29 protein-coding genes and 1 other annotated feature are annotated in these 26,228 nt (G+C 48.9%); of the genes, 17 read left to right on the forward strand and 12 right to left on the reverse strand.

From position 1 onward, the window contains the following. Positions 1-258: 258 nt before the first annotated feature. From RFF05_RS16730 to RFF05_RS16740, 3 genes are all read right to left on the reverse strand, one after another. The gene (locus RFF05_RS16730; protein ID WP_409968143.1) at positions 259-1,341 is read right to left on the reverse strand and encodes an ABC transporter substrate-binding protein; all 1,083 of its coding nucleotides are present in this window, start codon (positions 1,339-1,341) and stop codon (positions 259-261) included. After that, positions 1,338-2,021: an ABC transporter permease gene (locus tag RFF05_RS16735; RefSeq protein ID WP_409968144.1), complete on the reverse strand. Its 684-nt coding sequence runs from the start codon at positions 2,019-2,021 to the stop codon at positions 1,338-1,340. Before RFF05_RS16735 ends, RFF05_RS16730 begins: the two co-directional genes overlap by 4 nt. Before the next feature lie 123 nt (positions 2,022-2,144). Then, a complete protein-coding gene (locus RFF05_RS16740) occupies positions 2,145-2,903 on the reverse strand; it encodes an ABC transporter ATP-binding protein (RefSeq protein ID WP_409968145.1) in 759 nt (252 codons plus the stop codon). A gap of 214 nt (positions 2,904-3,117) precedes the next feature. Between RFF05_RS16740 and RFF05_RS16745 the strand changes: the two genes are divergently transcribed. From RFF05_RS16745 to tuf, 6 genes are all read left to right on the forward strand, one after another. Further along, a complete protein-coding gene (locus tag RFF05_RS16745; protein ID WP_409968146.1) occupies positions 3,118-3,345 on the forward strand; it encodes a DUF6485 family protein in 228 nt (75 codons plus the stop codon). A gap of 103 nt (positions 3,346-3,448) precedes the next feature. Further along, positions 3,449-3,691 carry a ribosomal L7Ae/L30e/S12e/Gadd45 family protein gene (locus RFF05_RS16750; RefSeq protein WP_409968147.1) on the forward strand — a complete coding sequence of 81 codons (243 nt, stop codon included), beginning with the start codon at positions 3,449-3,451 and terminating at the stop codon, positions 3,689-3,691. A 141-nt stretch (positions 3,692-3,832) separates the two neighbouring features. Then, complete coding sequence (gene rpsL, locus RFF05_RS16755) at positions 3,833-4,249, forward strand: 30S ribosomal protein S12 (RefSeq protein ID WP_409968148.1); 417 nt, start codon at positions 3,833-3,835, stop codon at positions 4,247-4,249. 158 nt (positions 4,250-4,407) lie between these two features. After that, positions 4,408-4,878: a 30S ribosomal protein S7 gene (gene rpsG, locus RFF05_RS16760; RefSeq protein WP_409968149.1), complete on the forward strand. Its 471-nt coding sequence runs from the start codon at positions 4,408-4,410 to the stop codon at positions 4,876-4,878. An 18-nt stretch (positions 4,879-4,896) separates the two neighbouring features. Continuing rightward, positions 4,897-7,002 carry an elongation factor G gene (gene fusA / locus RFF05_RS16765; RefSeq protein WP_409968150.1) on the forward strand — a complete coding sequence of 702 codons (2,106 nt, stop codon included), beginning with the start codon at positions 4,897-4,899 and terminating at the stop codon, positions 7,000-7,002. A 127-nt stretch (positions 7,003-7,129) separates the two neighbouring features. Further along, on the forward strand, positions 7,130-8,329 hold the full coding sequence (gene tuf / locus RFF05_RS16770; protein ID WP_409968151.1) for an elongation factor Tu: 1,200 nt from the start codon (positions 7,130-7,132) through the stop codon (positions 8,327-8,329). A 327-nt stretch (positions 8,330-8,656) separates the two neighbouring features. Here tuf and ruvX read toward each other — a convergent pair whose 3' ends face one another. Beyond that, on the reverse strand, positions 8,657-9,079 hold the full coding sequence (ruvX, locus tag RFF05_RS16775; RefSeq protein WP_409968152.1) for a Holliday junction resolvase RuvX: 423 nt from the start codon (positions 9,077-9,079) through the stop codon (positions 8,657-8,659). Between the two features lie 246 nt (positions 9,080-9,325). Between ruvX and rpmG the strand changes: the two genes are divergently transcribed. The 8 genes from rpmG to RFF05_RS16815 all read left to right on the forward strand — a co-directional run bounded on the left by rpmG (position 9,326) and on the right by RFF05_RS16815 (position 14,005). After that, positions 9,326-9,475 carry a 50S ribosomal protein L33 gene (gene rpmG, locus RFF05_RS16780; protein ID WP_409968153.1) on the forward strand — a complete coding sequence of 50 codons (150 nt, stop codon included), beginning with the start codon at positions 9,326-9,328 and terminating at the stop codon, positions 9,473-9,475. 38 nt (positions 9,476-9,513) lie between these two features. Continuing rightward, on the forward strand, positions 9,514-9,723 hold the full coding sequence (secE, locus tag RFF05_RS16785) for a preprotein translocase subunit SecE (RefSeq protein WP_409968154.1): 210 nt from the start codon (positions 9,514-9,516) through the stop codon (positions 9,721-9,723). Between the two features lie 15 nt (positions 9,724-9,738). Then, positions 9,739-10,344 carry a transcription termination/antitermination protein NusG gene (nusG, locus tag RFF05_RS16790; RefSeq protein WP_409968155.1) on the forward strand — a complete coding sequence of 202 codons (606 nt, stop codon included), beginning with the start codon at positions 9,739-9,741 and terminating at the stop codon, positions 10,342-10,344. A gap of 102 nt (positions 10,345-10,446) precedes the next feature. Next, positions 10,447-10,872, forward strand: a complete 426-nt coding sequence (gene rplK / locus RFF05_RS16795; protein WP_409968156.1) for a 50S ribosomal protein L11 — start codon at positions 10,447-10,449, stop codon at positions 10,870-10,872. Positions 10,873-10,979: 107 nt separating this feature from the next. Next, positions 10,980-11,672, forward strand: coding sequence for a 50S ribosomal protein L1 (gene rplA / locus RFF05_RS16800; RefSeq protein WP_409968157.1), 693 nt, complete (start codon positions 10,980-10,982; stop codon positions 11,670-11,672). Between the two features lie 148 nt (positions 11,673-11,820). Next, positions 11,821-11,948 (forward strand) — a sequence feature (ribosomal protein L10 leader region). Between the two features lie 32 nt (positions 11,949-11,980). Then, complete coding sequence (gene rplJ / locus RFF05_RS16805) at positions 11,981-12,541, forward strand: 50S ribosomal protein L10 (protein ID WP_409968158.1); 561 nt, start codon at positions 11,981-11,983, stop codon at positions 12,539-12,541. Positions 12,542-12,587: 46 nt separating this feature from the next. Then, positions 12,588-12,956 (forward strand): 50S ribosomal protein L7/L12, encoded by a 369-nt coding sequence (gene rplL / locus RFF05_RS16810; RefSeq protein ID WP_409968159.1) that lies wholly within the window; start codon positions 12,588-12,590, stop codon positions 12,954-12,956. Between the two features lie 110 nt (positions 12,957-13,066). Continuing rightward, positions 13,067-14,005, forward strand: a complete 939-nt coding sequence (locus RFF05_RS16815; RefSeq protein ID WP_409968160.1) for a 3-hydroxyacyl-CoA dehydrogenase family protein — start codon at positions 13,067-13,069, stop codon at positions 14,003-14,005. An 87-nt stretch (positions 14,006-14,092) separates the two neighbouring features. On the opposite strand, the gene RFF05_RS16820 is transcribed toward RFF05_RS16815, so the two are convergent. Then, positions 14,093-14,284: an alpha/beta-type small acid-soluble spore protein gene (locus RFF05_RS16820; RefSeq protein ID WP_409968161.1), complete on the reverse strand. Its 192-nt coding sequence runs from the start codon at positions 14,282-14,284 to the stop codon at positions 14,093-14,095. A 531-nt stretch (positions 14,285-14,815) separates the two neighbouring features. Between RFF05_RS16820 and RFF05_RS16825 the strand changes: the two genes are divergently transcribed. Then, positions 14,816-16,726, forward strand: a complete 1,911-nt coding sequence (locus RFF05_RS16825) for an acyl-CoA dehydrogenase family protein (RefSeq protein ID WP_409968162.1) — start codon at positions 14,816-14,818, stop codon at positions 16,724-16,726. 20 nt (positions 16,727-16,746) lie between these two features. Continuing rightward, positions 16,747-17,958 carry an FprA family A-type flavoprotein gene (locus RFF05_RS16830; RefSeq protein ID WP_409968163.1) on the forward strand — a complete coding sequence of 404 codons (1,212 nt, stop codon included), beginning with the start codon at positions 16,747-16,749 and terminating at the stop codon, positions 17,956-17,958. Positions 17,959-18,095: 137 nt separating this feature from the next. On the opposite strand, the gene cls is transcribed toward RFF05_RS16830, so the two are convergent. From cls to RFF05_RS16865, 7 genes are all read right to left on the reverse strand, one after another. After that, positions 18,096-19,643: a cardiolipin synthase gene (gene cls, locus RFF05_RS16835; protein WP_409968164.1), complete on the reverse strand. Its 1,548-nt coding sequence runs from the start codon at positions 19,641-19,643 to the stop codon at positions 18,096-18,098. A gap of 126 nt (positions 19,644-19,769) precedes the next feature. Beyond that, the gene (locus RFF05_RS16840; RefSeq protein ID WP_409968165.1) at positions 19,770-20,165 is read right to left on the reverse strand and encodes a thioesterase family protein; all 396 of its coding nucleotides are present in this window, start codon (positions 20,163-20,165) and stop codon (positions 19,770-19,772) included. Between the two features lie 57 nt (positions 20,166-20,222). Further along, positions 20,223-21,290, reverse strand: a complete 1,068-nt coding sequence (locus RFF05_RS16845) for a PotD/PotF family extracellular solute-binding protein (protein WP_409968166.1) — start codon at positions 21,288-21,290, stop codon at positions 20,223-20,225. Positions 21,291-21,440: 150 nt separating this feature from the next. Then, positions 21,441-22,289: an ABC transporter permease gene (locus tag RFF05_RS16850; RefSeq protein WP_409968167.1), complete on the reverse strand. Its 849-nt coding sequence runs from the start codon at positions 22,287-22,289 to the stop codon at positions 21,441-21,443. Beyond that, complete coding sequence (locus RFF05_RS16855) at positions 22,286-23,134, reverse strand: ABC transporter permease (protein WP_409968168.1); 849 nt, start codon at positions 23,132-23,134, stop codon at positions 22,286-22,288. The genes RFF05_RS16850 and RFF05_RS16855 overlap by 4 nt, the downstream gene beginning before the upstream one ends. Next, positions 23,124-24,296: an ABC transporter ATP-binding protein gene (locus tag RFF05_RS16860; RefSeq protein WP_409968169.1), complete on the reverse strand. Its 1,173-nt coding sequence runs from the start codon at positions 24,294-24,296 to the stop codon at positions 23,124-23,126. The genes RFF05_RS16855 and RFF05_RS16860 overlap by 11 nt, the downstream gene beginning before the upstream one ends. 258 nt (positions 24,297-24,554) lie before the next feature. Beyond that, positions 24,555-25,511 (reverse strand): RluA family pseudouridine synthase, encoded by a 957-nt coding sequence (locus tag RFF05_RS16865; RefSeq protein ID WP_409970135.1) that lies wholly within the window; start codon positions 25,509-25,511, stop codon positions 24,555-24,557. 233 nt (positions 25,512-25,744) lie between these two features. Here RFF05_RS16865 and RFF05_RS16870 point away from each other — a divergent pair, with 233 nt between their 5' ends. Beyond that, positions 25,745-26,176, forward strand: coding sequence for a YceD family protein (locus RFF05_RS16870; RefSeq protein WP_409968170.1), 432 nt, complete (start codon positions 25,745-25,747; stop codon positions 26,174-26,176). Positions 26,177-26,228 lie beyond the last annotated feature (52 nt).

Raw genomic sequence — 26,228 nt, forward strand, 5'->3', positions numbered from 1 at the left:
TACTCCCTTTGGTAGATGTGTCTGATTTGTGTATTTTGGAAGAAAAAGGTATTATTTTTTTAAAATGCACTTTAAATTAAATATTTGAATTTGACTAAAAAATCACAAGGTTATCGTTTTTCTGTTAAAAAAGTGCTATATTTTAAATAGATTACGGTGTGCGCCACTGGTTTACAGTTGTGCGTGTAGGAAAACTACAGAAAAGCCGCATTGGTTAAATGAATATTTAACCAATGCGGCTGTATTGTTATGCAAATGTTACCAAGTTGCGTTGTTGGCGAAGCTGTTGTTGACCAAAGCGTCAAAATTACAAGATTGGTCAAGTTCACCAGCCAATATCATCACATCTTCCAGTCGTCGCAGGGCAGATTCTTCCATAACAGGGGTCTGGTTCCATGCGTCAATGTCAAGATGGCGTTGGATGACAGTTTCCAAAACATCCAAATCGGTGTCGGGGAATTGTTTGGACACAGCGGCGGCAATGTCAGCCACATCTGCTGTTTGCACCCATGCCTGCCCACGAGCCATGGCGTTGGTGAAGGCTTGGATGATGTCGGGGTTTTCGTCCATGTAGCTGGTCAATGCGAAAAAGGCAGTGTATGGGATTTCGCCGCTTTCTTGACCGATGGAAGTGAGGACATAGCCTTGACCTTCGAGCTCCACGGTGGTGGCGGTAGGCTCAAACAGCGCCACATAGTCCCCGTAGCCACCAGTGAAGGCGCCTGCCATCATGGCAAATTCCACAGAGGAATCCACCACAGCGTCCACGTTGGGGATGACACCGTTTTGGGTCATGACATATTGGAGGGTCATCAGTGGCACGCCCCCAGCACGACCGCCGATGATGGTGGAGCCGATGAGATTTTCCCAAGAAAATTCCTCATCTTCACGGCCTACAATAAAGGCACCGTCACGCTTGGTCAATTGGGCGAAGATTTGGGGTGCGTCGTCTAGACCTTCGTTGACCACATAAATGCAAGACTCGGGCCCTGCAAGGCCGATGTCAGCACCACCTGTGATGACGGCGGTCATCACGTTGTCAGCACCACCGCCGTTGGTCAGCTCAATGGTAAGACCTTCCTCTTCAAAATATCCCAGTTCCATGGCGGCGTACAGCGGTGCGTAGAACACCGAGTGGGTCACTTCGTTGAGTTGGATGGTGACGGGTTCGGTGGTGGTCAAATCGTCGGCAATGGTTTCGGCGGTGTCCACCAAGGTTTGGGCTGTGTCTACTGCTGTTTGGGCAGTATCGATGGTTTCAGAGACGGTGGCGTCAGCGCAGGCGGAGAGGAGGCTCATGGTCATCACCAGAGCCAGTAGGGTGGTTGCAATTCGTTTCATAAAGTCACTCCCATATAAATTTTTAGGCCTTTTTCCAGCCAGAGGATACATTGATACATACCAGCGGCACACAGTGCCAAAATCAGCACTGAGCACATGACCAGATCCATTTTAAACACTTGAGAACCGTATACAATTAAATACCCCAAACCAGCCTTGGAGACGAGAAATTCCCCCATAATCACGCCAACCCAAGAAAGGCCTACGTTGACTTTGAGCACGTTGACCATGGTGGTGAGGTTGGCTGGCAATACTAATTTAAATAGTATCTGGGGGCGATTGGCACCCAAGGTTTTCAGTAAGGCGATTTTTTCGCTGTCGGTTGCAAGGAAGCCGTTGTGCATATCTAAGATGGTGACAATGAGAGAAATGGCCAATGTCATGGTGATGATGGCGCCAGAGCCAGCCCCCATCCAGACGATGAAAATGGGGCCGAGCGCCGTTTTGGGTAAGGCACTGAGCACCACCAGATACGGTTCTAGCACATGGGCAACAAAGGGACTCCACCATAAGAAAATGGCAAAAATGATACCCAGAACCGTGCCCAAGGTAAAGCCCACAATGGTTTCCCAAACCGAGGTGGATACATGGAGCCACAAATCCCCAGATTGAGCGAGAGATACCAAGGTGGCGGATATACGGCTGGGGCTGGAGAAAATAAAATCTTCAATCCAACCCATCTGGGCAGCCAATTCCCAAAGCGCAAAAAAGCCCACCAAAAGGAAGATGCGAAGCCCCAGTGTCCAGTGTTTGCGGCAGAGACAATGGCGTAAGTACAAGGTGCGTTGGGGGAGGGATGCTGTTCAGGCATGGACGTCCAACTCCTTCCATATGGCGTTAAAATAGGTGCCAAAACTGGGGTGGTCACGGCGTGCCAGTGGGGTGATGCCCTGTAATTCATCTAATGTATAGCTGGATTGGATGTGGGCTGGGCGACGACTCAGCACCAATACGCGCTCAGATAAAGATACGCTTTCGGAGATGTCGTGGGTCACCAATAAGGCGGTTTTGCCTTCATTGGCGATGATGTGGTGGATGTCTGCTGAGACAGCCAAACGGGTTTGGTAGTCTAAGGCGGAAAAAGGTTCGTCTAAGAGTAAAATGCTGGGGGAGAGGGCCAATGTGCGGATGAGGGCGCAACGCTGGCGCATACCGCCTGAGAGTTGGTTCGGTGTTTTGTTGGCAAAGTCAGCCAAACCATAGCGTTCTAGTAAATCCCGAACCCTATCTTTGTTTTCAGCGGTGGCTTGGTGGCGCAGTTCTAAGCCCAAGGTCACGTTATCCCAGATGGTACGCCATGGGAACAGTTGGTCTTTTTGGGGCATATAGCCTATCTTTTGGGATGGAGCAGTTACCGTTTGCCCCTCCACCAAAACTTGACCTTGTGTGGGAGGAATTAACCCAGCGATGATGGACAGTAACGTGGATTTGCCACAGCCAGAGGGTCCGACTAGAGAAACAAATTCCCCTTGGGTAATGGAAAAGTTGATGGCCTCTAAGGCATTGACCTCCCCGTCAGGGGCTTGGTAGGTCAGGTGGATGTTTTGCACGTCTACAATCAAATCCTCATCGCCTCCTTTCGTAATGGAATTGAGCTTTGTAGCTCTGGGTTATTGTATGTAGAGGATGGGGGATTGGTGCATAGGAGCATCTGTAGGGGGCGGCGTCCTCGACGCCCCACACCATTCGTGGATGCTCGCCATTTAATCCTTGCCAAACACTACATTATATAGTATACTATATAGGCACAATTTGTGCGCCCAAGGAGGTGTCTGTATGCCACATCCAGCCCCAGATTGCAACTGCAATGAACTGCAATGTCCAAACCATCCCACCAACCATGACCAAGGGTGCACCCCCTGTATTGGAAAAAACCTCGCCAGAGGGGAAGTGCCTGCTTGCTTTTTCCGATTAGTTGATGGTGATTTGTCCCAATTAGACAGTTTTTATCTGCAGGATTTTGTCAATTTCTACTTGAAACATCAAAATGATGCAAATTCATGAAAAGTTGAGAAAAAATCTATTGACGTATGGTGTTTTAGGTGCTATAATCTAAAATCGCAGGTCACATGCGTGCAATTTTTCCTGCGCATTAAAGGAGGACCCCGTGATAGAGGAGTTAGCATCCATTGATAAGGTGATAGGCGTAAAGCAGTCCAGAAAAGTGCTGCGAGATGGACGAGCCCGTAAGGTTTATTTGGCCTGCGATGCCGACCCAGCCATTACCCAGCCCATTGTTGAAGCTTGCCAAGCGCAAGAGGTGGCAGTGGATATGGATTATAGCCTGTCACAACTGGGTCTCGCCTGTGGCATCACCGTTGGTGCCGCTGTCGTAGCAGTGCTACGATAACCAGCCTACACCCCGTCGTAGGGGCGACCTGCGGTCGCCCGCATCCCCATTTTGGGTTTCAACAGAATATTTTAATAATATTTTGAGAAACATAGATTGACCGATTTGGTCACAATCATTTATTGAAGAAAGGAGATCCCTATGCCTACTTTCAACCAACTGGTCCGTAAGGGCAGAGAACAAGTTACCTATAAGTCCACTTCTCCCGCTATGCAATTTGGTCTGAACACTTTGAAAAATAAGCCTACCAACCAATCTGCACCTCAAAAGCGTGGTGTTTGCACCGCTGTGAGAACTGCAACTCCTAAGAAGCCTAACTCTGCACTGCGTAAAATCGCCCGTGTGCGCCTGACTAACGGCTACGAAGTGACTGCCTACATCCCTGGTGTTGGCCACTCCCTGCAAGAACACAGCGTCGTTATGATTCGCGGCGGTCGTGTAAAGGACCTTCCCGGTGTCCGTTACCACATTATCCGTGGTACCCTGGATGCACAAGGCGTGAACGGCCGTATGCAATCCCGCTCCAAGTACGGTGCTAAGCGCCCCAAGGCTAAATAAGATTATTTAGCCCAACAACTCAGAAAGTTTGCCGAATAGGGTTTTCTATATTCTATATATTAAGAAACACATTTCCAAAGCGGCAGGCATTCACGGAAGGCGATTCGCCTTTTGAGTACCTATGAGATCATAGAATAATTATGAAGGAGGGAAGTACAGTGCCCAGAAGAGGTAATGTTCCCAAAAGAGAAGTTCTGGCTGATCCCGTATACGGTTCCGTGCTGGTGACCAAGTTGGTCAATAGCATCATGTTGGACGGTAAAAAGGGTGTAGCCCAAAAGGTGGTTTACGGTGCCTTTGATCAAATCAAAGAAAAAACCGAAAAAGACCCCACCGAGGTGTTTGTCCAAGCAATGGAAAACATCATGCCCAACTTGGAAGTCAAGGCTCGCCGTGTCGGCGGTGCTACCTACCAAGTCCCCATGGAAGTCCGTCCCAGCCGTCGTCAAACCCTCGGTTTGCGTTGGTTGACCGTTTACTCTCGTAAGCGCGGCGAACGCACCATGGCTGAACGCCTGGCAGGCGAAATTATGGATGCTGCCAACAACACTGGCAGCGCAGTAAAGAAGCGTGAAGAAACCCATAAGGCTGCTGAAGCCAACAAGGCCTTCGCACACTTCCGCTGGTAACTTTAAGGAGAAATCAGTATGCCTAGAAAATCACCGTTGCAAAATACCCGTAACATCGGGATTATGGCGCACATCGATGCAGGTAAAACCACCACCACAGAACGTATCCTCTACTACACCGGCGTTAACTATAAAATCGGTGAAGTGCATGACGGCGGCGCAACTATGGACTGGATGGCTCAAGAGCAAGAACGTGGTATCACCATCACTTCTGCTGCTACCACCTGCTACTGGACTGGTACTGAAAACCAATACCCCCAACACCGCATCAACATCATCGACACCCCAGGCCACGTTGACTTCACCGTCGAAGTGGAACGCTCTTTGCGTGTTCTGGATGGTAGCGTGACTGTTATGTGCGCTAAGGGTGGTGTGGAACCCCAGTCTGAAACCGTGTGGCGCCAAGCTGACCACTATAAGGTACCTCGCATGATTTACGTCAACAAGATGGACATCATGGGTGCCGACTTCTATCACGTTCTGGACATGGTCTATGACCGTTTGAAGTGTAACGCAGTTCCCATCCAATTGCCTATCGGCGCAGAAGATGCATTCACCGGCATCATCGACCTTGTGAAGATGAAAGCTGATGTGTACTATGATGCAATGGGCAAGGATATGCGTGAGGAAGAAATTCCCGAAGACATGATGGAACTGGCTCAAGAATATCGCACCAAATTGGTGGATGCTTGCGCTGACATCGATGAAGAACTGATGGAACTGGCATTGATGGAGGAAGAAATTCCCGAAGAATTGATGCGTAAGGCCATCCGTAAGGGCACCATTGACAACTTGATGGTTCCCGTGGTTTGCGGTACCTCTTACCGTAACAAAGGCGTGCAAAAGCTGCTTGACGCAGTGGTTGACTTTATGCCTTCTCCCTTGGACATCGACGCCATCAAGGGCGTGGATCCCGACACTGGTGATGAAGACGAACGTCCCTCTGACGACAACGCTCCCTTCTCTGCACTGGCCTTTAAGATCATGACTGACCCATTTGTGGGTCGTCTGAGCTTCTTCCGTGTGTATTCTGGTCACCTGACCGCTGGTTCCACCGTGCTCAACAGCACCAAGAACCAAAAAGAACGTATGGGTCGTATCCTGCAAATGCACGCTAACCACCGTGAAGACATTGAAGAAGTGTTCTCTGGTGACATCGCTGCAGCTGTTGGTCTGAAGAATACCACCACTGGTGATACTCTGTGTGACCCTGCACACACCATTATCTTGGAATCCATGGAATTCCCTGATCCCGTTATCCGTGTCGCCATCGAACCTAAGACCAAAGCTGGTCAAGAAAAGATGGGTCTGGCTCTGGTGAAACTGGCAGAAGAAGATCCCACCTTCCGCACCTGGACCGACGAAGAAACCGGCCAAACCATCATTGCTGGTATGGGCGAACTCCACTTGGAAATCATCGTTGACCGTCTGCTGCGCGAATTTAAGGTGGAAGCAAACGTGGGTGCTCCCCAAGTTGCTTACAAAGAAACCGTCAAAAAGTCTGTTGAGCAAGACACCAAGTATGCTCGTCAGTCTGGTGGTAAGGGTCAATACGGTCACGTTAAGATTCGCTTGGAACCCAACGAATCTGGCAAGGGTTACGAATTTGTCAACGGCATCGTTGGCGGCGCAATCCCCAAGGAATACGTGCCTGCAGTTGACGCTGGTATCCAAGGCGCTATGGCTTCTGGTATCGTGGCTGGCTTCCCTGTGGTTGACGTTAAGGTTACCATCTATGATGGTTCTTACCATGAAGTTGACTCCTCTGAAATGGCCTTTAAGATTGCCGGTTCTATGGCATTTAAGGAAGCTTGCCGTAAGGCAGAAGCAACTTTGCTGGAACCCATCATGAAGGTTTCTGTCATCGTGCCCGATGATTACATGGGCGATGTTATCGGTGACTTGAACAGCCGTCGTGGTCAAATCATTAAGATGGAAGCCCGTCCCGGCGCTCAACAAATCGATGCAAGCGTGCCTCTGAGCGAAATGTTTGGCTACGCAACCGACCTGCGTTCTCGCACCCAAGGTCGTGGCCAATACTCCATGGAGCCCAGCCACTATATCGAAATCCCCAAGAGCATTCGGGACAAGATTGTGGAAAGCCGCACCAAAACCCAAGGTTAATTAAAAATTAACCCACTGCAAGAAAAAAAGATTGCAATTCTTTTTCATTTGCGATAAAATAACAATGTTGAAGCATTCACCATTGTAAAAATTAAATTGACTTATAATTTGTTAGGAGGATTTTCAAATGGCTAAGCAAAAGTTTGAAAGAAACAAACCCCACGTAAACATTGGTACCATCGGTCACGTTGACCATGGTAAAACCACCCTGACCGCTGCAATCACCAAGTGGTTGTCCCTGCAAGGCAAGGCTTCCTTCGAAGCTTACGATTCTATCGATAAGGCTCCCGAAGAAAAAGAACGCGGTATTACCATCAACACCGCTCACGTGGAATACGAAACCGAAGCACGTCACTACGCTCACGTTGACTGCCCAGGCCATGCTGACTATATTAAGAACATGATCACCGGTGCTGCTCAAATGGACGGCGCTATCCTGGTTATCGCTGCAACTGACGGCCCCATGGCTCAAACCAAGGAACACATCCTGTTGGCTCGCCAAGTTGGCGTGCCCGCAATGGTGGTTTTCCTGAACAAGTGCGACCAAGTTGACGACGAAGAACTGTTGGAACTGGTTGAAATGGAAGTTCGCGAAACTCTGGACAAGTACGAATTCCCCGGCGATGACCTGCCCGTCATCAAGGGTTCTGCTCTGAACGCTCTGGTTTGCGAAGATTCTGACCCCAACGCTGCTGACTTTGCTTGCATCAAGGAATTGATGGACAACGTCGATAGCTATATCCCCACCCCCGACCGTATGGCCGACCTGCCCTTCCTGATGCCTGTTGAAGACGTGTTCACCATCTCTGGTCGTGGCACCGTGGCAACTGGCCGTGTGGAACGTGGTCAACTGAAGCTGTCCGAAGAAATCGAAATCGTCGGCATGGGCGAAGAAAAGAAGAAGACCGTTTGTACTGGTATCGAAATGTTCCACAAACTGCTGGATTACGCAGAAGCTGGCGACAACATCGGTGCTCTGCTGCGTGGCGTTGACCGTGCTGGCATCGAACGTGGTCAAGTTTTGGCTAAGCCCGGCTCCATTAAGCCTCTGACCAAGTTTGTTGGTCAAGTGTACGTTTTGAGCAAGGACGAAGGCGGCCGCCACACTCCTTTCTTCAACAACTACCGTCCTCAATTCTATTTCCGTACCACTGACGTGACCGGTGTTATCACCCTTCCCGAAGGTACCGAAATGTGCATGCCTGGCGATAACGTCGACATGAACGTGGAATTGATCACCCCCATCGCTATCGAAAACGGCCTGCGTTTCTCCATCCGTGAAGGTGGTCGTACCGTGGGTTCCGGCGTTGTTATCGGTGTGGAATAATCCACGCTAAACAAGCTGTTTAACGCGTATAAAAAGAGCAGATGCTTTCGCATCTGCTCTTTTTTTGTGATAAGGCGCTGTACAAAGTCGGCACAGGCTGCTGTGTAGACACAAGCCCTCTTGTAGGGGCGGATATCATCCGCCCGTGCAGCAGGTATTGATAAACGCTGAAATTTAGGGCGAATTGGTAACATTTTTACCAATTCGCCCTAAATCGTATAAATTTTAAGCTGGCACTGCACGGGAGGCTAATAGCCTCCCCTACAAGGGTGCAACGTTTTGATGAAAGTCCGTACGTTTTTATGCACCCCCTTCAGCCTGTTTATATCACCCGTTTTGATGCTTCAAAAAGGTGAGATACCCTTCCAAAATCAAGGCAGCTGCCACAGCATCTACGGTTTGCTTCCGTTTTTTGGCGTTTTTGCCGTTGCCTTGGAGAATTTGATGGGCGTCGATGGTGGTGCGGCGTTCATCCCATAGTTTCACAGGTAGAGAAGTGGCGGCTTCTAATTCAGCGGCAAAAGCGTGGGCTTTTTCAGACCGTGGGCCCCGTGTGCCGTCCATATTGATGGGGTGGCCCAACACCAATTGGGTAACTTGTCGCTCTTGCGCCAAGTTTGCAATTTCCTCCACCACAACTTGTGGTTTTCGGGTGTGAATGGTGGTGGAATAGCCTGCTAAAAATCCACTGGGATCAGAAATGGCAATGCCAGTGTGGGCATCGCCATAGTCAATGGCCATAATGCGCATAGTATATGCTCCTTTTGTGTTGTAATGATGTGATACATTATATAATAGAATTATTGTTTTCACAAGATAATTTTTTCCAAAAAAATGTTGACAATCATTGAAAGACATGATAAACTGTATTTACCTGTGAAAAAGGGCTTTCTTTTTGTGCGCATTTTTATATGCACATATTCGATCGACTCTTAAATTAAGACAGGGAGGCAGGCGTCTGAAATAGGGCGTCAATATATAAGGAGGTGCCGTTAAATGCGCGTGAAAGTCACCATGAGATGCAATGAGTGCAAGCAAAGAAATTATAACACCATGAAGAACAAAAAGAACTCTCCAGACAAGCTGGAAATGAACAAGCATTGCCCATTCTGCAAGAAGCATACGCTCCACACTGAAACAAAGTAAGTTGGATTGAACGAATTAAGAAAGGGCGTGTAACCATTATGGCAGAAAAAACAGCAAAAAAAGACCGTGGCCTTTGGCTGCGTGAACTGAAAAGCGAACTGAAAAAGGTTGTCTGGCCCACCCGTGAAACAGTGGTTAAAAACACTGGAACCGTGCTACTGTGCTCCGTGATTATCGGCGCTTGCATCTGGATTTTCGACTATGTCGCAATTTCCGCAGTGTCTATGATTCTGAGCATTTTCGGCTGATAAGGGGAGAGGGTTATGGCAGAAGGCGCCAAGTGGTATGTACTGCATACCTACTCTAGCTATGAAAATGCTGTTAAAAGCAGCATCTTAAAGTTCGTAAACGGTCGCAAGATGGAAGATATGGTCTTGCGTATCGAAATCCCCATGGAAAATGTTACCGAAGTCACTGAATCTGGCGTTGTCAAAGATGTGGAACGGAAGATTTTCCCCGGTTATGTGCTGATTCAAATGGTGCTGACCGATGAAACATGGCATTTGGTTCGTAATGTACGTGGCGTTACTGGTTTTGTAGGCACTGCCAACAAGCCCATCCCTCTAACTGAGGATGAGGTCTACGCCATGGGTATGGACGAAGAAACTCTGCGTAAGCGGGATTTGGCAGAATTGGACCCCACGGCTGTTTTGGAAGACCAAAACGAAAAGCCAGCAAAGAAGGAAATTTCCCTCACCTATGCAATGGGAGACCAAGTCACCATCCTCTCTGGCCCATTCGCCTCTTACGATGGCGTGGTGGAAGAAGTGGATTCCGAGCACAATCGCGTGGTTGTGGTGGTATCTATCTTTGGCCGAGAAACCCCCGTGGAACTAGAACTGGGACAAGTGGGTCCCAAAAAAGACTAACCCAAATCCGAAGCAATTCGGTATAAGTGGGAGGGATACTAATCCCGCCAAAGACGGTTTTCAAACACCGTCACCACAATATGATTTAGGAGGTGCTACTCCGTGGCACAAAAAATTACTGGATATGTAAAACTGCAAATTCCTGCAGGTAAGGCAACTCCCGCTCCCCCCGTCGGCCCTGCTCTGGGTCAACACGGCGTGAACATTGCGGGCTTCACTAAGGAATTCAACGAACGTACCAAAAACGACATGGGTCTGATTATCCCCGTGGTCATCACTGTGTACGCTGACCGTTCCTTTAGCTTCATCACCAAGACTCCCCCTGCTGCAGTCCTGATTAAGAAGGAATGCAACATCGAGTCTGGCTCTGGTGTGCCCAACAAGACCAAGGTGGCCACCATCTCTAAGGCTAGCGTGCAAAAAATCGCTGAGCTGAAGATGCCCGACCTCAATGCCGCCAACTTGGAATCTGCTATGTCCATGATCGAAGGCACTTGCCGCAGCATGGGCGTTCTGATTGGCGAATAATTCGCATTTAACTGGCGAATCACATTTAATAATGAAATGAGCGGGCATAAATCCGCTCCATACAGTGGGAGGATTATTCCGATAACCACTATGAGGAGGAATTAACATTGTTTAGAGGCAAGAAATATAAGGAAAGTGCCAAGAAAGTGGAAAAAAACACTTTATATGATACCAATGAAGGTTTGGCACTGGTTTGCGAAGCTGCAAGCGCAAAGTTCGACGAAACTGTGGAACTGCACGTGAAATTGGGCGTTGACTCTCGTCATGCTGACCAACAAGTGCGTGGCGCAGTTGTTCTGCCCCACGGCACCGGCAAAACCGTTCGCGTTTTGGTGTTTGCTAAGGGCGATAAGGCTGAAGCTGCACGTGAAGCTGGCGCTGACTATGTTGGCGATATGGATCTTTGCGAAAAGATTCAAAAGGAAAACTGGTTCGACTTCGACGTGGTCGTGGCAAGCCCTGACATGATGGGCGTTGTTGGTCGTTTGGGTAAGGTTCTGGGCCCCAAGGGCTTGATGCCCTCTCCCAAGGCTGGCACTGTCACCCCCGACGTTGCTAAGGCTGTCACCGAAGTCAAGGCTGGTAAGATTGAATACCGTCTGGACAAAACCAACATCATCCACTGCCCCATCGGCAAGGTGAGCTTTGGTGCTGAAAAGCTGTCTGAAAACTACAACACCCTGATGGGTGCTATCGTGAAGGCTAAGCCTGCCGCTGCTAAGGGTCAATACATCCGTAGCTGCGTGGCTGTGTCCACCATGGGCCCTGGCGTGAAGATGAACACCGCTAAGTTGGTGTAATGTTCATGGGCACCTCTAAAAATGATAGCATACGCTCTGATTTTTAGAGAAGCTGTTTAGAAGTTCTTTAGAAGTTGTTTTGAAGAGTTCTGAGAAATTTTGTTATCTTTTCTTGGGGAAATGTATTGACATTTCCCCAAGAAGCTGATATAATAACAGTTGCGTTCCAAAGACAGTAGGTGGAGGAAACTCCGTAAATCCTGCCGAGGTTTGCTAATCGAAAGATTGCTACTCTGTCTTTGTGTGGAAACATAAAGGCAGTTTTTTTTATGAACGCACCTACAAATCCTATGGAGGTGAAAACAAGAATGCCAAATGCAAAGGTCTTATCCCAAAAGCAAGCTGTCGTGGCTGAGCTGACCGAAAAGATTCAAAAGTGTAGCGCTGGCGTGATTGTTGACTACAAGGGTATCACTGTTGAGGAAGACACTGCTCTGCGTAGAGAGTGCCGCTCCAACGACATCGACTATTCTGTTGTCAAGAATACACTGCTTCGTTTCGCTTTGAACAACTCCGGTATTGAAGGCTTAGACGACCTGCTTAACGGCACCACTTCTCTGGCCATCAGTGACGATGCAGTTGCTCCTGCACGTGTCATGGCAGAGTATGCCAAGAAGCTGAACGACAAGTTCGAAATCAAGGGAGGTTTCATGGACGGCAAGATGGTTTCTCTGGAAACTGTCAACGCTCTGGCTTCCATCCCTGCACTGCCCGTGCTGCAAGCTCAAGTTCTGGGTACCATGTTGGCTCCCATCACTGGTCTGGCAGTTGTGCTGAAGCAAATCGCAGAAAAGAACGGCGCTCCTGCCGACGACGCTGTGGAAGCTGAAGCCGCTCCCGCTGAAGAAGCTGCACCTGCAGCTGAATAAGCAAACAACAAACAAACATTTATTTACTATTTAGGAGGCTATTACAATGTCTGAAAAGATTACTGCAATGATTGAAGAAATCAAGACTCTGACCGTTCTGGAACTGTCCGAACTGGTTCACGCTCTGGAAGAAGAATTCGGTGTGTCCGCTGCTGCTATGGCTGCTCCCGCTGCTGGCCCTGCTGCTGCTGTGGAAGAAAAGACCGAATTTGACGTGGTTCTGACCGGCTTTGACGCATCTAGCAAGATCAAGGTCATCAAGATTGTCCGCGAAATCACCGGCCAAGGCCTGGCTGAAGCTAAGGCTACCGTCGAAGGCACTCCTTCTGTCCTGAAGGAAGCTATCTCCAAGGACGACGCTGAAGCTATGAAGGCTAAAGTGGAAGAAGTTGGCGGCAAGGTCGAAATCAAATAAGATTTCCCCCAATAGCGAACTGACAAGCCCGACACAAATGTGTCGGGCTTGTTTTTTTGTTGAAAGCTGTGTATACTGATATTATATCGAATAAAAGTGAGGGCATATATATGAAAATGGGGATTTGTGGCACTGGGGTCATTGCCTCTAGCATGGCGACACTGATGGTGGGCAATGGGGTGGACACTGTGGTGGTAGGACGGTCACAAGAGAGCTTGGATAAGTGCCAACAGGTGGTTTCAGAGCGGTTTGATTTTCTGGTGGCGCAGGATAAAGTGACGGCCAGTCAAAAGGCGGCCGCCATGGGAAAATTGACGCTGAGTGAAGATTATGCAGACTTGGTTGGTAGTGAATTTGTGCTGGAAGCTGTCTGGGAAAATATACCATTAAAACAAGAAATCTATGGAAAAGTAGAACAATGTGTGGGGAAAGATACCATCATTGCCTCTGCTACATCGGCACTATTGCCAGATGTGATCTCAGAACAGATGACGCTTAAAGAACGCTTCGTGGTGGCACATCCCATTCAACCAGCAGACCTACAACCTATTATTGAACTGGTTTTAGGCAGTGAAACCAGTGTCAATGCAAAGGAAAAAGCCAAAGATTTACTGGAAACAGTCCTTAAACGTCAAGTGGTGCTGATGGAAAAGGCGGCCCCAGGCTTTATTTATAACCGCTTCCAACATCTGCTGTTTCGAGAAGGGTTATACATGGTGGAACAGGGCATTGCCTCGGCAGAAGATGTAGACAAAACCATTCGTTTTGCCTTGAGCAAACGGTATGGCTCTATTGGTTTGTTTGAGTATTTCGACGATGTGGGATTCTCACTCCACAATGTCATTGGCCCTAGTATTTATCCCCATGTGTGTAGTGATTTGCACATGAATCAGCTGGTGACTGACGGCATTGCTGCTGGAAAAACTGGCATTGCTGACGGTGTTGGGATGCACGATTGGAGCAACCGCGATGTGGCCGATTATCAGTATCGCAAACAAGCCCCCTATTTAGATGGGTTCGATTGGGATTTACCAGAAAGTGAATCATAAGGTGCTGTTGTTTGCACTGAACGCAAAAGGGATTGCCTGACACATCTGTCATGGCAATCCCTTTTGCGTTGCGATGGCGGAAAAGAATTACATATTCTTTTCGTAAGATTCAATCATCTTCTTCACCATTTGGCCGCCTACGGAGCCGGCTTCGCGGGAGGTTAGGTGACCGTTGTAGCCTTGTTTCAGGTCTACGCCCACTTCGGAGGCAGCTTCCATTTTGAATTTGTCCATGGCTTCGCGGGCTTCGGGAATGTTGATAGAGTTGTTCTTTTTCATGATTTTGTTCTCCTTCAAATTTAGTTTTGCGATGTTGCCTTGTTGGGTATCGCAAACATAGATTGCCACGAAAAATGAAGAATATACAACGATACCATGTGTAAAATTTGTCATAATTACGTCGATTTGAAGAGATTAGCTGTCTCTAGATTGGATGGCCATGTTAAGACTACGGCGTGACTTTGGGAGCGATTACCGCCTTTTCTAGAAAGAGTATCCAGTATCTCTGGGCTGATTTTTGGCTACCATTTAATCACCCACAGGCATCGCAGTTTACTTTTTGAGTATCTATGCAGATGGTGCGGCGCACATAGGTGCATTTTAGCAGCAGATAAAACATTACTTATACGAAAATTACAAATAAAATGTATATACTTTGTGCAATGATACAAAGTGATTTGTATTTTTAGATAAAATTTGTATAAAATTGCCATATTGGTGCAAATGCAACAGACAAGTGGTGGGTTTTGGGATATGATACTGTCATAAAGAGATAACCCGTGAATTTTATACTATTTTATGGAGGTACATATGATGTTCAAAGACACCGAACAACACACCGCGTTGCGACGCACCATTCGAGAGTTTGCCGAAACTGAAGTCAAACCCATTGCCTTCATGTTAGACCAAAACAATGAATTTCCCGAAGCAGCTATTCATCTGTTGGGGGAAATGGGGTACATGGGCATTCCCTATCCCACACAATACGGTGGCGCAGGGTTGGATGCCCGTAGCTATGCCATTGCCGTGGAAGAATTGGCGCGCGTAGACGGCGGCACTGGGGTTATTTTATCCGCCCATGTGTCGCTAGGCTCTTACCCTATTTTTGCCTTCGGCACAGAAGCCCAAAAGGAAAAATACTTAGTTCCCCTTGCCAAAGGCGAGAAAATCGGTGCCTTTGGCTTGACCGAACCCAACGCTGGTTCTGACGCAGGTGGCACCGAAACCACTGCTGTGCTCCAAGGTGACCACTACATCTTAAACGGGGGCAAAATCTTCATCACCAACGCCCCTTATGCCGACACCTACGTGGTGATGGCGGTCACCACCCCCGACATTGGCACCCGTGGTATCTCCGCCTTCATCGTGGAAAAAGGCTGGGAAGGCTTCACCTTTGGCGACCACTATGACAAGCTGGGTATCCGCTCTTCTTCCACCGCCGAGCTGATTTTCAACGACGTGAAAGTGCCTAAGGAAAACCTGTTGGGCAAGGAAGGCATGGGCTTTAAAATCGCCATGTCTACGCTGGATGGCGGTCGTATTGGCATTGCCGCACAGGCGCTGGGCATTGCCCAAGGTGCCTATGAAAACGCACTGGAATACTCCAAAGAGCGTGTGCAATTTGGCAAACCCATCTGCCAACAACAGGGCATTGCCTTCAAACTGGCAGACATGGCCACCAAGTTACGCTGTGCGCGTCTGTTGATTTATAGCGCCGCTGACTTGAAAGAGGCCCACGAACCTTACGGCATGGAATCCGCCATGGCGAAACAATACGCCTCTGACATTGCCTTAGAAGTGGTCAACGATGCCGTGCAAATCTTCGGTGGCACTGGCTATTTGAAGGGCATGGACGTGGAACGGGCTTACCGTGATGCCAAAATCACCACCATTTACGAAGGCACCAACGAAATTCAGCGTGTGGTCATCGCCGCTCATATTCTTGGTCCTGCTGGTCGCGAAGCCCCTGCCGCCGCTGCCCGTAAAGCCAAAAAAGCTGGAGAAACTGGGGAACGGAAAAAGCAAATTTTCGACGGCTCTGCCCAAGAAAAAGTAGATGCTTTGGTGTCTGCACTGAACGCTGATGGCTATGACTTCACCGTGGGCATCGACCCTCAAACCCCCATCGTCCAAGCGGAACGTGTCGTCAGTGCTGGTAAGGGCATTGGCAAGGCAGAAAACATGAAGCTGATTGCCGATTTGGCAGAGCAAGCAGGTGCCGCCATCGGCTCCTCTCGCCCTGTGGCTGAAACCTTGAAATACGTGCCCTTGAACCGCTATGTGGGTATGTCTGGTCAAAAATTTGATGGCAATTTGTACATCGCCTGTGGCATTTCTGGTGCCAGCCAACACTTGAAGGGCATTAAAACTGCCACCACCATTGTGGCCATCAACAACAATAAAAATGCCCGTATTTTCAAAAACTGCGACTACGGCATTGTGGGTGACGTGAACGAAATCCTGCCCCTGCTGACAGCCGCACTAGACAACGGTGCAGCCAAAACCCCTGCCCCTCCCATGGTGAAAATGAAGCGCCCCACCATCAAAAAACCGGAACGCTCCTACCCTCTGTACGTGTGTAGTGGTTGCGGTTATGAATATGACAAAGAAATCGGTGACGAAGAAAACGACGTCCTCCCTGGCACCAAGTTTGAAAAGTTACCAGAAGACTGGATTTGCCCCGAATGTGGCGAAGAACGCTCTCAATTCATTGAAATTTAACGGAGAAGGAGAAAAAAGTTATGCATAGCGTGAGAAAAATTACCGATGATTTATACTTCTTAGGTGTGGACGAACGCCGTCTCCATCTCTTTGAAAACATCCACCCCATCGCCCGTGGCGTGTCCTACAACTCCTATCTGTTGATGGACGAAAAAACCGTGCTCTTTGACACCGCTGACTGGGCCGTGTGCCGCCAATATTTGGAAAATATTGAATACGTGCTGGGTGACCGCTCATTGGATTATCTGGTGGTGAACCACATGGAACCCGACCATGCCGCCTCTTTGCAACAAGTGCTGATTGCCCACCCCGAAGTGCAGGTCATTTCCACGGAAAAGGCCTTTGGCTACATGAACCAATTCGGCTATGACATTGGTGAACGTGGCATCACCGTCACTGAAGGGGACACCATGTCCTTTGGCAAGCACACCATCGCTTTTGTGCTGGCACCTATGGTTCACTGGCCTGAAGCCATGGTGTCCTTCGACCTGACTGACGGCACCCTGTTCGCCGCCGATGCCTTTGGCTCTTTTGGGGCTTTGAACGGGGCATTGTTCAACGACGAAGTGAACTTTGACCGCGACTGGATTGACGATGCACGGCGGTATTACACCAACATCGTGGGCAAATATGGCCCCCACGTGCAACTCCTGCTGGGCAAGGCAAGCGGTCTGCCCATCAAGCTGATTTGTCCCCTCCACGGTCCTGTGTGGCGCAGTGAGTTCGGCTATATTTTGGACAAATACAACCGTTGGAGTAGCTACACCCCAGAGACAAAAGGGGTGCTGATTGTCTACGGTTCCATGTACGGCAACACGGAAGCTGCCGCAGTGGAACTGGCAAGCCAGCTCATTCAAGGTGGTCTGCTGAACGTGAAGGTCTTCGACGTGTCCTCCACCCATGTGTCGGAATTGATTGCCTATGCCTTCCAATACAGCCACATTGTGCTGGCCTCCGTCACCTATAATTTGGGGATTTATCCCCCCATGCACAACTTCTTGATGGACATGAAGGCGCTGAATTTGCAAAAGCGCACCGTGGCCATTATGGAAAACGGTTCTTGGGCTTGCGTGTCTGGGAAGCTGATGCAAAAAGAGTTGGACGAGATGAAGGAAATGACCATTTTGAACGAACAAATGACCATTCTCTCTTCTGTCAACGAAGCCAATGCAGGTGCCATTCCTGCCATGGCAGAGGCACTGATTGACTCGGTAGCCGCCACAGAAATTTAAATGAAAAGTCGGGGGAATTCGTAAAATTTTACGAATTCCCCCGACTTTTTGTGTGCAATCAGCATTTGTTGCGCAGGAGGGCGCCACTACGAGGATTGCTGGTTCTTTATGGAATTTTAGTTTTTGAATTCTAGCCTTTATAACCACACGGCAAATAGGCGCATCAATGTGCAGGTGAAGCGACGCCACATAGACCGCTTGTTCCAATCTTCTAGGGTGTAGGGTGCGCTTTGGGTGAGGATGTTGTCCATGTCTTCCAATAAGTCCTCAATGACCTCCATTTGATAGCAAATCACGCCACATTCATAGTGGAGATGGAAGGTGCGGTAGTCCATGTTGGTGGAGCCAATCAGCGCTACTTCACGGTCGACCATCACGCTTTTGGCATGGAGGAAACCGGGGACATATTTGTAAATCTTCACCCCGTGTTGGAGCAGTTCACCCCAATAGGTCTCCGCCACCAGATAGGGCGTTTTATGGTCGGGAATGGCAGGGATCATTAGCCGCACATCTACCCCAGAATCGGCGGCCATGCACAGGGCTTGTTGCACGCTGTCTTCCACGGCGTAATAGGGGGTGGTGATGTAGAGCAGGCGTTTGGCTGAGTGGATGAGGCGCAGATAGGTGGCCTCAGAGGGGCAGTCTGGCTTTTGCAAAGGGCCATCAAAAAAGGGCTGGCAATAGCCTTTTCCTTTGGGCATCTCCATGCGAGGGCGATAGAAGTCGTCTTCGTTGCCCAGAGTGCCCCCTAGCATCCGCCACATCTGGATGAACTGACTGGCGAAGCCGTAGGCGGCCTCCCCATCTAAACGGACAGCAGAGTCCTTCCAGTGCCCGTAGCGAGGGATGAGATTGGCGTATTCGTCCCCAATGTTCACCCCACCTGTGTAGGCGTAGTAGCCATCGATGACGGCGATTTTGCGGTGATTGCGATAGTTGAAGTATAAGCGGCTGATAAATTGGTGGACAGGGTTAAACACAGCCACTTCCATGCCAGCGTCTTGCATTTGTTGAAGCCGTTTGTCACTGAGACGGGCAATGTTGCCAAAGTCATCAAAGATGATGTAGATTTCAATGCCTTGGGCGGCTTTTTGAGACAACACATCAAACAAAGCGCTCCATACCTTGCCGTCGGCTAAGATGTAGTATTCTAAAAACACATAGGTTTCAGCTTGTTCGATGCGTTCTCGCAAGTCGGCATAAAAGGCAGAGCCGTCAGGGAAGTATTGGGCGGTGGTGTTGCCGTAAAGTGGGCAATCGCGCTTGTTCCAATAGGTGGCAAGGCGAGACCATTCCGCTGTGCTTTGGGTTAAACGCTGGGTGTTGAGGAGGGTGCGTTCTTTTTCGCTGTAGCGTTGTGGAGAGAGGGGAATTGTTTTTAAGTTTAGCCGCTTTTTTTGGTGGTAGCCACCCCAGAAGAAAAACAAAATCACTCCAGCCACTGGCACTGCCAACACAAGGGACATCCACGCCAACTTGTAAGTGGTGTCGCCACCACGGACATAGAGCCAGATGGCCACGCCTACCCCTAGCATCCACAAGGCAGAGTGTAGAGCCGTTACATGGTGCTCTAGCAGTTGCTCTAAGCATATTAGACCCACCAATTGCCCAATAAATAGGCACAAGCACAGCATGACCCGTGTGGCGGCTGAAATCCGTCGTTCGACCCGATAGCGTCTTGTCATAAAACATCCCTCCCATAGGTGGATTTTCTTTCTTATAGTATATCCAAAAAGTGGAGAAAGTGCAACGGTTTTTTAACAAAAAGGACACCGCTACATCATGGTAGCGGTGTCCTTTTTATTAGGTGTTTACTTGTTCAACTTTCCATTGCAACGAGACAAGAATTTCTCATTGCCAATGATGGCACGGGTGTGGGTGCCTTCGCCGATGAGACCAGCTTCGTCCCAAGCGGTGACTTTAAAGTCTACCATTTTGCCGTTTTCAGACACAGCGGTGATTTCGGCTTCGGTAATCACGTTCATGCCTACAGGCGTGGCAGCCACGTGAGACACGCTGACTTGTACGCCCACACTGCCTTGACCGTCGTCCAAATATTCTTGCAAGCCAGTCAATGCGGCGCATTCCATCATGGCAATCATATAAGGTGTACCAAAAACGGGAAGGGTGCCAGAGCCAATATTGGCGGCAGTGAGTGCGTCGGTGACCACTTGTTCCAAGCGGCATTTTGTACCAATTAATACCATGAGAGTGTGCTCCTTTTATGTTGTGAGATTGTGCATGGGGTTCGGTTGTAAAATCAATCAGATTTTCAGGCGTAGCCATTCGCTGTCATAGAAATCTAGAATGTCTTGAGACAGGTTGATAAATTGTTCGCAGGTGGACAACACTTCGTCAGAGGGATAAGCCACTTCGTCAGAGGAAATTTCTTCGTCCAGCGCTGCCACCACACTCATCAGAGGGGAGGAGTAGCCGATTTCTTCTGCGTTGGCCACACCAGTTTCGGTGGAGCACATGAAGTTGATGAAGGCTTGGGCATTGTCATAGTTGGGGGCATCGGTGACCACGCACATGGCATCCACAAAGTAGTTGGAGCCTTCCACGGGCACAGCGTAAGCCAAGTCGGGGTTGTTTTCCGCCATGGTCAAGTAGTCGCCAGCGTAGTACACGCCGATGGCGGCTTCGCCACCTTCCAGCTTGTCAAAGATTTCATCCATGACGTACGCTTGGACAATGCCATCGGCTTTTTGTTGCACCAACAGGTCAACAGCTTCGGTGATTTCAGCGGTGTTTTCGGTGTTGTAGGAGTAACCCAGAGTTTTCAGCGCCACGCCGATGGCATCACGAGAGTTGTTAATCATCAGCACTTGACCCTTGTATTGGGTGTCAAACAGGGCATCCCAGCTGGTGATTTCTTCCTCGATCATGGTGGTGTTGTAGATGATACCCACGGTGCCCCACATATACGGCACAGAATAGGCGTTGGTGGGGTCATAGCTGGGGTTGACAAAGTTGTCGTCAATGTCTGCAAAGTTGGGAATGGCGTCAAAATCCAAGGGCTGAATCATGTCTTCGCTAATCAAGCGAGAAATCATGTAGTCAGAGGGGATGATCACGTCATAGTCAGAGCCAGGGGTTTGCAGGTTGTTGTACAGGGTTTCGTTGTCGGTGACGGTTTTGTAGTTGACTTTGATGCCAGTTTCGGCTTCAAAAGCGTCCAGAACGTCCATGTCGATGTATTCGCCCCAGTTGAGGACGTTCACTTCTTGGACTTCTTCTTTGCTACCGCAAGCGGTGAGGGTGGTCAGAGTCAGGGCTGCTGCTAGAGTCAGGGATAGGAGTTTTTTCATTGCTTTTTTGATTCCTTTCATAACACGTGGGATGGATGTTACTACTTCTAATTCTAAATTTATCCAAACGCAGTGCGTTTAGTCGAGGGGACGGGCGACCACAGGTCGCCCCTACAAATAGGTTGCGTAGGGGCGACCTGTGGTCGCCCGTTTTTGAGGCATGACATTGTTTTATTGCAAATTGGCTTTTTGCCGTTTCCGCAGGGCTTCTTGTCGGGCTTGGCGGATGTTGATAATCACCAACAACAACAGCACAGACACAAACAATAACGTGGAAATGGCGTTGATTTCTGGGCTGATTTTCCGCCGTGCCATGGCGTAGATTTCCATCGCCAAGGTGGACACACGGGTGCCAGCGGTGAAATAGGAGATTAAAAAGTCGTCGATGGACATGGTCAATGCCAGTAAAAAGCCATTGATAATCCCTGGCATTAAGTCGGGCAGAATAACTTTATAAAACGCTTGGAGATTGGTGGCGCCCAAGTCTTGTGCCGCTTCAAACAAGTTGGGGTCAAGTTGACGCAACCGTGGCAACACCGACAAGATGACGTAAGGCACGTTGAAGGTGATGTGGGCGATGACCAAGGTGCCCATACCCATGGACCAGCTGATGCCCAGCAGGTCACCCAAAGAGCCATTCCATACGGTGATGGCCAGCCCAAAGAGTAGGGACATGGATACACCTGTGATGATGTCGGCATTGGTCAAGGGAATGTTGTTGACGGCCATGACCACACTGCGAGATTTACGGCGCATAGAGTGGATGCCAATGGCGGCGGCGGTGCCGAAGATACAGGCAATCACAGCCGAGATAGCCGAGACGGTCATGGTGGTTTGTACCGCTTCCATCAAGGCATCGTTTTGGAACAATTCCACGTACCAAGTGAGGGAAAATCCGCCCCAAACCGTACGGCTAGAGGTGGCGTTGAAAGAAAAGACAATCAGCACGGCGATGGGCGCATAGAGGAAAATCCCAATGAGCACCAAGAACAAACGGTCAAGCAGGTTGTTTTGCTTCATAGTGCCACCGCCCCTTCTTCACCTTCGCCAAAGCGGTTCATCACCGCCATGCAAATGAGCACAATCACCATCATCACAAGGGAGACAGCAGAGCCCAGATAGGGGTTATAAGAGCCACCAGTGAACTGCATTTCAATCAAGTCACCCAGCAAAGTCACCATGCCGCCACCCAGCAATTTGGAGATGGCAAATGTGGACACAGAAGGCACGAACACCATGGTGATACCCGACAAAATCCCCGGTAGGGATAGGGGCAAAATCACACGCTTGAACACATTTTTGGTGTCAGCCCCCAAATCTTGGGCGGCTTCAATGACACGGTAATCGATTTTCTCAATGACCGTGTAAATAGGCAGAATCATAAAGGGCAGGAAGTTATACACCATACCCAGCACGATGGCACCTTGGGTGTTAATCATGGGGAAATAGGCGTAAGAAGTGCCAAAAATCCCGTTGAATAGGGTGAAAAACCCGATGTTTTGCAAAAAAGTATTGATTAAGCCAGTGTTTTCAAGGATGGACATCCAAGAATAGGTGCGCAGGAGAAAGTTCATCCACATGGGTAGCATAATCAAAATGGTGGCGATGCGGCGAAAGCCATGGCCTTCTCGGCTGAGGAAATAGGCCACAGGGTAGCCAATGGCCAAACAGATGGCCGTGGCGATGAACGCCAGCCAGAAGGAACGGAAAAACACCGGCAGGTAGATTTCCATGTTGGAGAAATTCTCCAAGGTAAACCCACCGCTTCTGGCGGTGAAGGCATAGACCACAATCAGCACCAGTGGCAAGATGACAAACAGGGCAATCCATCCTACATAAGGATAGGCCAGACGATTATTCTTCATTGCTCTCCTCCTCTTGGGAGGACTCTGCATCGGAGAGTTCGTCGTATTCATCGCTGTAGGAGCTATAGTCACCAAATTTGCCAGAGTATTCGCTCTTTTTCATAATGTGGAAGCCTTCGGGGTCGATTTTTACACCGATACGACTACCCACAGGACAGTGGTCGGTGGATTGGATGAGCCACTTAAAGCCGCGGAAGTCCACAATGATGTCGTATTGCATCCCCTTGAAGGTGACGTCAGTGACGGTGCCTTCAATGTGACCTTGGTCAACAGGCACAATGTCGATGTCTTCGGGGCGGATGACCACATCCACCGCTTCGTTGGGGGCAAAGCCGCCGTCAACGCAGGTGAAATTGTGCCCATAGAGACGCACCATACAGTCTTTGACCATCACGCCGTCAATGATGTTGGACTCGCCAATAAAGTCCGCCACAAAGGCGTTTTTTGGTTCGTTATAAATGTCCTCTGGGGTGCCAATTTGTTGAATGGTACCCTTATCCATCACCACAATGGTGTCAGACATGGTGAGGGCTTCTTCTTGGTCGTGGGTCACGTAGATGAACGTAATGCCCACTTGTTGCTGAATTTTCTTCAGCTCCATTTGCATATCACGACGTAGCTTCAAATCCAGTGCGCCAAGAGGCTCGTCTAAGAGCAAAACCTTGGGACGGTTTACCAATGCACGGGCAATGGCCACACGCTGTTGTTGACCGCCAGAGAGGGCATCGGGCTTGCGATGTTCAAAGCCTTTGAGCCCAATGATATCCAGCATTTCCCCAACACGCTGATTGATTTCTTCTTCAGCGAGGGGGATTTTGCGCTTTGGATTTTTGGGATCTTCTCGCTTTTGAAGACGCAGGGCAAAGGCGATGTTTTCAAATACGTTTAAATGGGGGAATAACGCATATTTTTGGAACACCGTGTTAATTTGCCGTTTGTAGGGAGGTACGTCATTAATCCGCACACCGTCAAAAAGCACATTGCCAGAGGTGGGTGTTGTAAACCCGCCTACGATCCGCAATGTGGTGGTTTTGCCACAGCCACTAGGCCCTAGCAATGTGAGGAATTCTTTGTCATTAAAATAGAGGTTTAAGTCTTTGAGAACAAGCTCATCGTCAAACGCCATGGAGCAATTTTCCAGACGAATCAACTCTTTGGACATATATCCTCCTCCTTCCTGAAAATCAAAATTCGACAGATACCACTATAAGGTAAATGGCAAGAAAAGTCAAGGGATTTTACCACTTCACACTAATTTAATAAATGCAAGTTTTTATGCAATTCCTTCGTAGGGGAGGCTAGTAGCCTCCCGTCCCCAGTGATGGAAGACGTTACAATAGAATGATAGCGTGTGGATGCACTATACACGAGAGGATGATATCCGCCCCTACAATGGCATTGTAGCAAGTGCGTTGGCACCTCACCCAAAATACGTCTCCACAAACGGTACGTTCGCCACGGTGAAGGTTTTGCCTTTTAAATAAGACAGCACGCCACCGTCGGTGGGGAAGGTGAAGGTCAGCTTATAGGCGCATAGCGCTTGCTTGGTTTCGTTATACTGGCGGTTGGTGGCCCCGTGACCATATTTGCCGTCGCCCAGCAAGGGACAGCCGATTTCTGCCATAGACACACGGATTTGGTGGGTGCGTCCCGTTTCCAAGGTGCATTCCACCAAGGACAGCTTGTCACTGGTTTTCACCGTGCGGTAATGGGTGATGGCGGTTTTGCCATTGGGCACAGGTTTTTTGTGGAAGGTGACTTGCTTTTTCATGTCATCTTTGCGCAAAAACCCACGGATGGTGCCGTTGGGTGGGGTTGGTTTGCCCACGGTGATGCAGAGATATTGCTTTTCCACTTCATGGTCGCGGATTTTTTCGTTTAAGATCCGCAGTGCCTCGGCAGTTTTGGCAGCCATGACGATGCCACTGGTGTTGCGGTCGATGCGGTTGCACAGAGCAGGGGTGAACGATTGCTCGTCTCGTGGGTTCCACTCTTTTTTCTGGTACAAGTAGGCGTGGAGGTGGTGGACAAGGGTACCCACGGTGTTGTGGTCATCGTCGTGGACCACCATGCCAGCACGTTTGTTGATGAGCAAGATGTGTTCATCTTCATAGACCGCGTCAATTTGAGGCGTAGCAATTGTTAGGAAAATGTTTTCATCTGAAGGCTTGTCAAAGAACTCATCGTTGATGTATAATTGTAATGTATCGCCAAGTTGGAGCTTTACTTCTCGCTTGGCCCCTTTGCCGTTGAGCTTGATGCGCTTTAAGCGGATGTATTTTTGCAGCAGGGCAGGGGGAAGCAAAGGCAAGGACTTGCCCACAAAACGGTCTAGCCGTTGCCCTGCGTCGTTTTTGCCGATGGTGAGCTCTCGCATAACGTTCTCCTTGTTGGGTGGTTGTTTTGTTGCCATCATCATAGCCTATTTGCCCCTAATTGTAAAGAATATCAGGGGATTTACAAAAAAATTAAAGAAATTTGAAAAAAGTATTTGACAAGTGGTGAAAATTCCAGTATAATACCACTCGTGTCATTGTGAGGTGAACCATGCTTTTAAATGTAAAATCAATTCTCCATACCCCGGGCGCATCCTTGCCCTTTTCTTTGGAAATGGACCTGCAAGATGTAGAGCATAATGGGTACTATCCCATTGTAGATCCTGTGGTGGTAGAAGGTGTGGTACGCAACAGTGCCGATGTGCTAGAACTGTCCATGACCATGACATCCGACTTGGATGTGGTGTGTGACCGTTGTACAAAAGAATTCACCTTAGTGGTGAGAGAACCTTACCAAGTGTACTTGGCAGAGGAAGTCCAAAATGAAGATGCAGAGAACATTGTTGTTCTCCAAGATGGCTGTGTAGACCTTGAAGAAATGGCGCGCACGGTGTTTATCTTGAATTTGGACAGTAAAATTTTGTGTTCAGAAGATTGTAAAGGGCTGTGTCACCAATGTGGCGCTGATCTGAACCTCAGTGGGTGTACCTGCAAAAAGGTGACCGATCCACGGATGGCGGCTCTTGCCAAGCTTTTAGACAAATAATATGATAATAAATGCTAAAGTGGCAATAATTTACCACTTTTGAATGATTAAG

The organism is Bengtsoniella intestinalis (assembly GCF_039719005.1).
In the GTDB taxonomy this organism is placed as follows: domain Bacteria; phylum Bacillota; class Clostridia; order Oscillospirales; family Oscillospiraceae; genus Oscillibacter; species Oscillibacter intestinalis.

Coding starts and splice junctions, on each gene's coding strand:
- RFF05_RS16730 (WP_409968143.1), bottom strand. CDS start 1,341: ATGAAACGAATTGCAACCACCCTACTGGCTCTGGTGATGACCATGAGC.
- RFF05_RS16735 (WP_409968144.1), bottom strand. CDS start 2,021: ATGGGTTGGATTGAAGATTTTATTTTCTCCAGCCCCAGCCGTATATCC.
- RFF05_RS16745 (WP_409968146.1), top strand. CDS start 3,118: ATGCCACATCCAGCCCCAGATTGCAACTGCAATGAACTGCAATGTCCA.
- rpsL (WP_409968148.1), top strand. CDS start 3,833: ATGCCTACTTTCAACCAACTGGTCCGTAAGGGCAGAGAACAAGTTACC.
- fusA (WP_409968150.1), top strand. CDS start 4,897: ATGCCTAGAAAATCACCGTTGCAAAATACCCGTAACATCGGGATTATG.
- tuf (WP_409968151.1), top strand. CDS start 7,130: ATGGCTAAGCAAAAGTTTGAAAGAAACAAACCCCACGTAAACATTGGT.
- ruvX (WP_409968152.1), bottom strand. CDS start 9,079: ATGCGCATTATGGCCATTGACTATGGCGATGCCCACACTGGCATTGCC.
- rpmG (WP_409968153.1), top strand. CDS start 9,326: ATGCGCGTGAAAGTCACCATGAGATGCAATGAGTGCAAGCAAAGAAAT.
- secE (WP_409968154.1), top strand. CDS start 9,514: ATGGCAGAAAAAACAGCAAAAAAAGACCGTGGCCTTTGGCTGCGTGAA.
- nusG (WP_409968155.1), top strand. CDS start 9,739: ATGGCAGAAGGCGCCAAGTGGTATGTACTGCATACCTACTCTAGCTAT.
- rplJ (WP_409968158.1), top strand. CDS start 11,981: ATGCCAAATGCAAAGGTCTTATCCCAAAAGCAAGCTGTCGTGGCTGAG.
- rplL (WP_409968159.1), top strand. CDS start 12,588: ATGTCTGAAAAGATTACTGCAATGATTGAAGAAATCAAGACTCTGACC.
- RFF05_RS16815 (WP_409968160.1), top strand. CDS start 13,067: ATGAAAATGGGGATTTGTGGCACTGGGGTCATTGCCTCTAGCATGGCG.
- RFF05_RS16820 (WP_409968161.1), bottom strand. CDS start 14,284: ATGAAAAAGAACAACTCTATCAACATTCCCGAAGCCCGCGAAGCCATG.
- RFF05_RS16825 (WP_409968162.1), top strand. CDS start 14,816: ATGATGTTCAAAGACACCGAACAACACACCGCGTTGCGACGCACCATT.
- RFF05_RS16830 (WP_409968163.1), top strand. CDS start 16,747: ATGCATAGCGTGAGAAAAATTACCGATGATTTATACTTCTTAGGTGTG.
- cls (WP_409968164.1), bottom strand. CDS start 19,643: ATGACAAGACGCTATCGGGTCGAACGACGGATTTCAGCCGCCACACGG.
- RFF05_RS16840 (WP_409968165.1), bottom strand. CDS start 20,165: ATGGTATTAATTGGTACAAAATGCCGCTTGGAACAAGTGGTCACCGAC.
- RFF05_RS16845 (WP_409968166.1), bottom strand. CDS start 21,290: ATGAAAGGAATCAAAAAAGCAATGAAAAAACTCCTATCCCTGACTCTA.
- RFF05_RS16850 (WP_409968167.1), bottom strand. CDS start 22,289: ATGAAGCAAAACAACCTGCTTGACCGTTTGTTCTTGGTGCTCATTGGG.
- RFF05_RS16855 (WP_409968168.1), bottom strand. CDS start 23,134: ATGAAGAATAATCGTCTGGCCTATCCTTATGTAGGATGGATTGCCCTG.
- RFF05_RS16860 (WP_409968169.1), bottom strand. CDS start 24,296: ATGTCCAAAGAGTTGATTCGTCTGGAAAATTGCTCCATGGCGTTTGAC.
- RFF05_RS16865 (WP_409970135.1), bottom strand. CDS start 25,511: ATGCGAGAGCTCACCATCGGCAAAAACGACGCAGGGCAACGGCTAGAC.
- RFF05_RS16870 (WP_409968170.1), top strand. CDS start 25,745: ATGGACCTGCAAGATGTAGAGCATAATGGGTACTATCCCATTGTAGAT.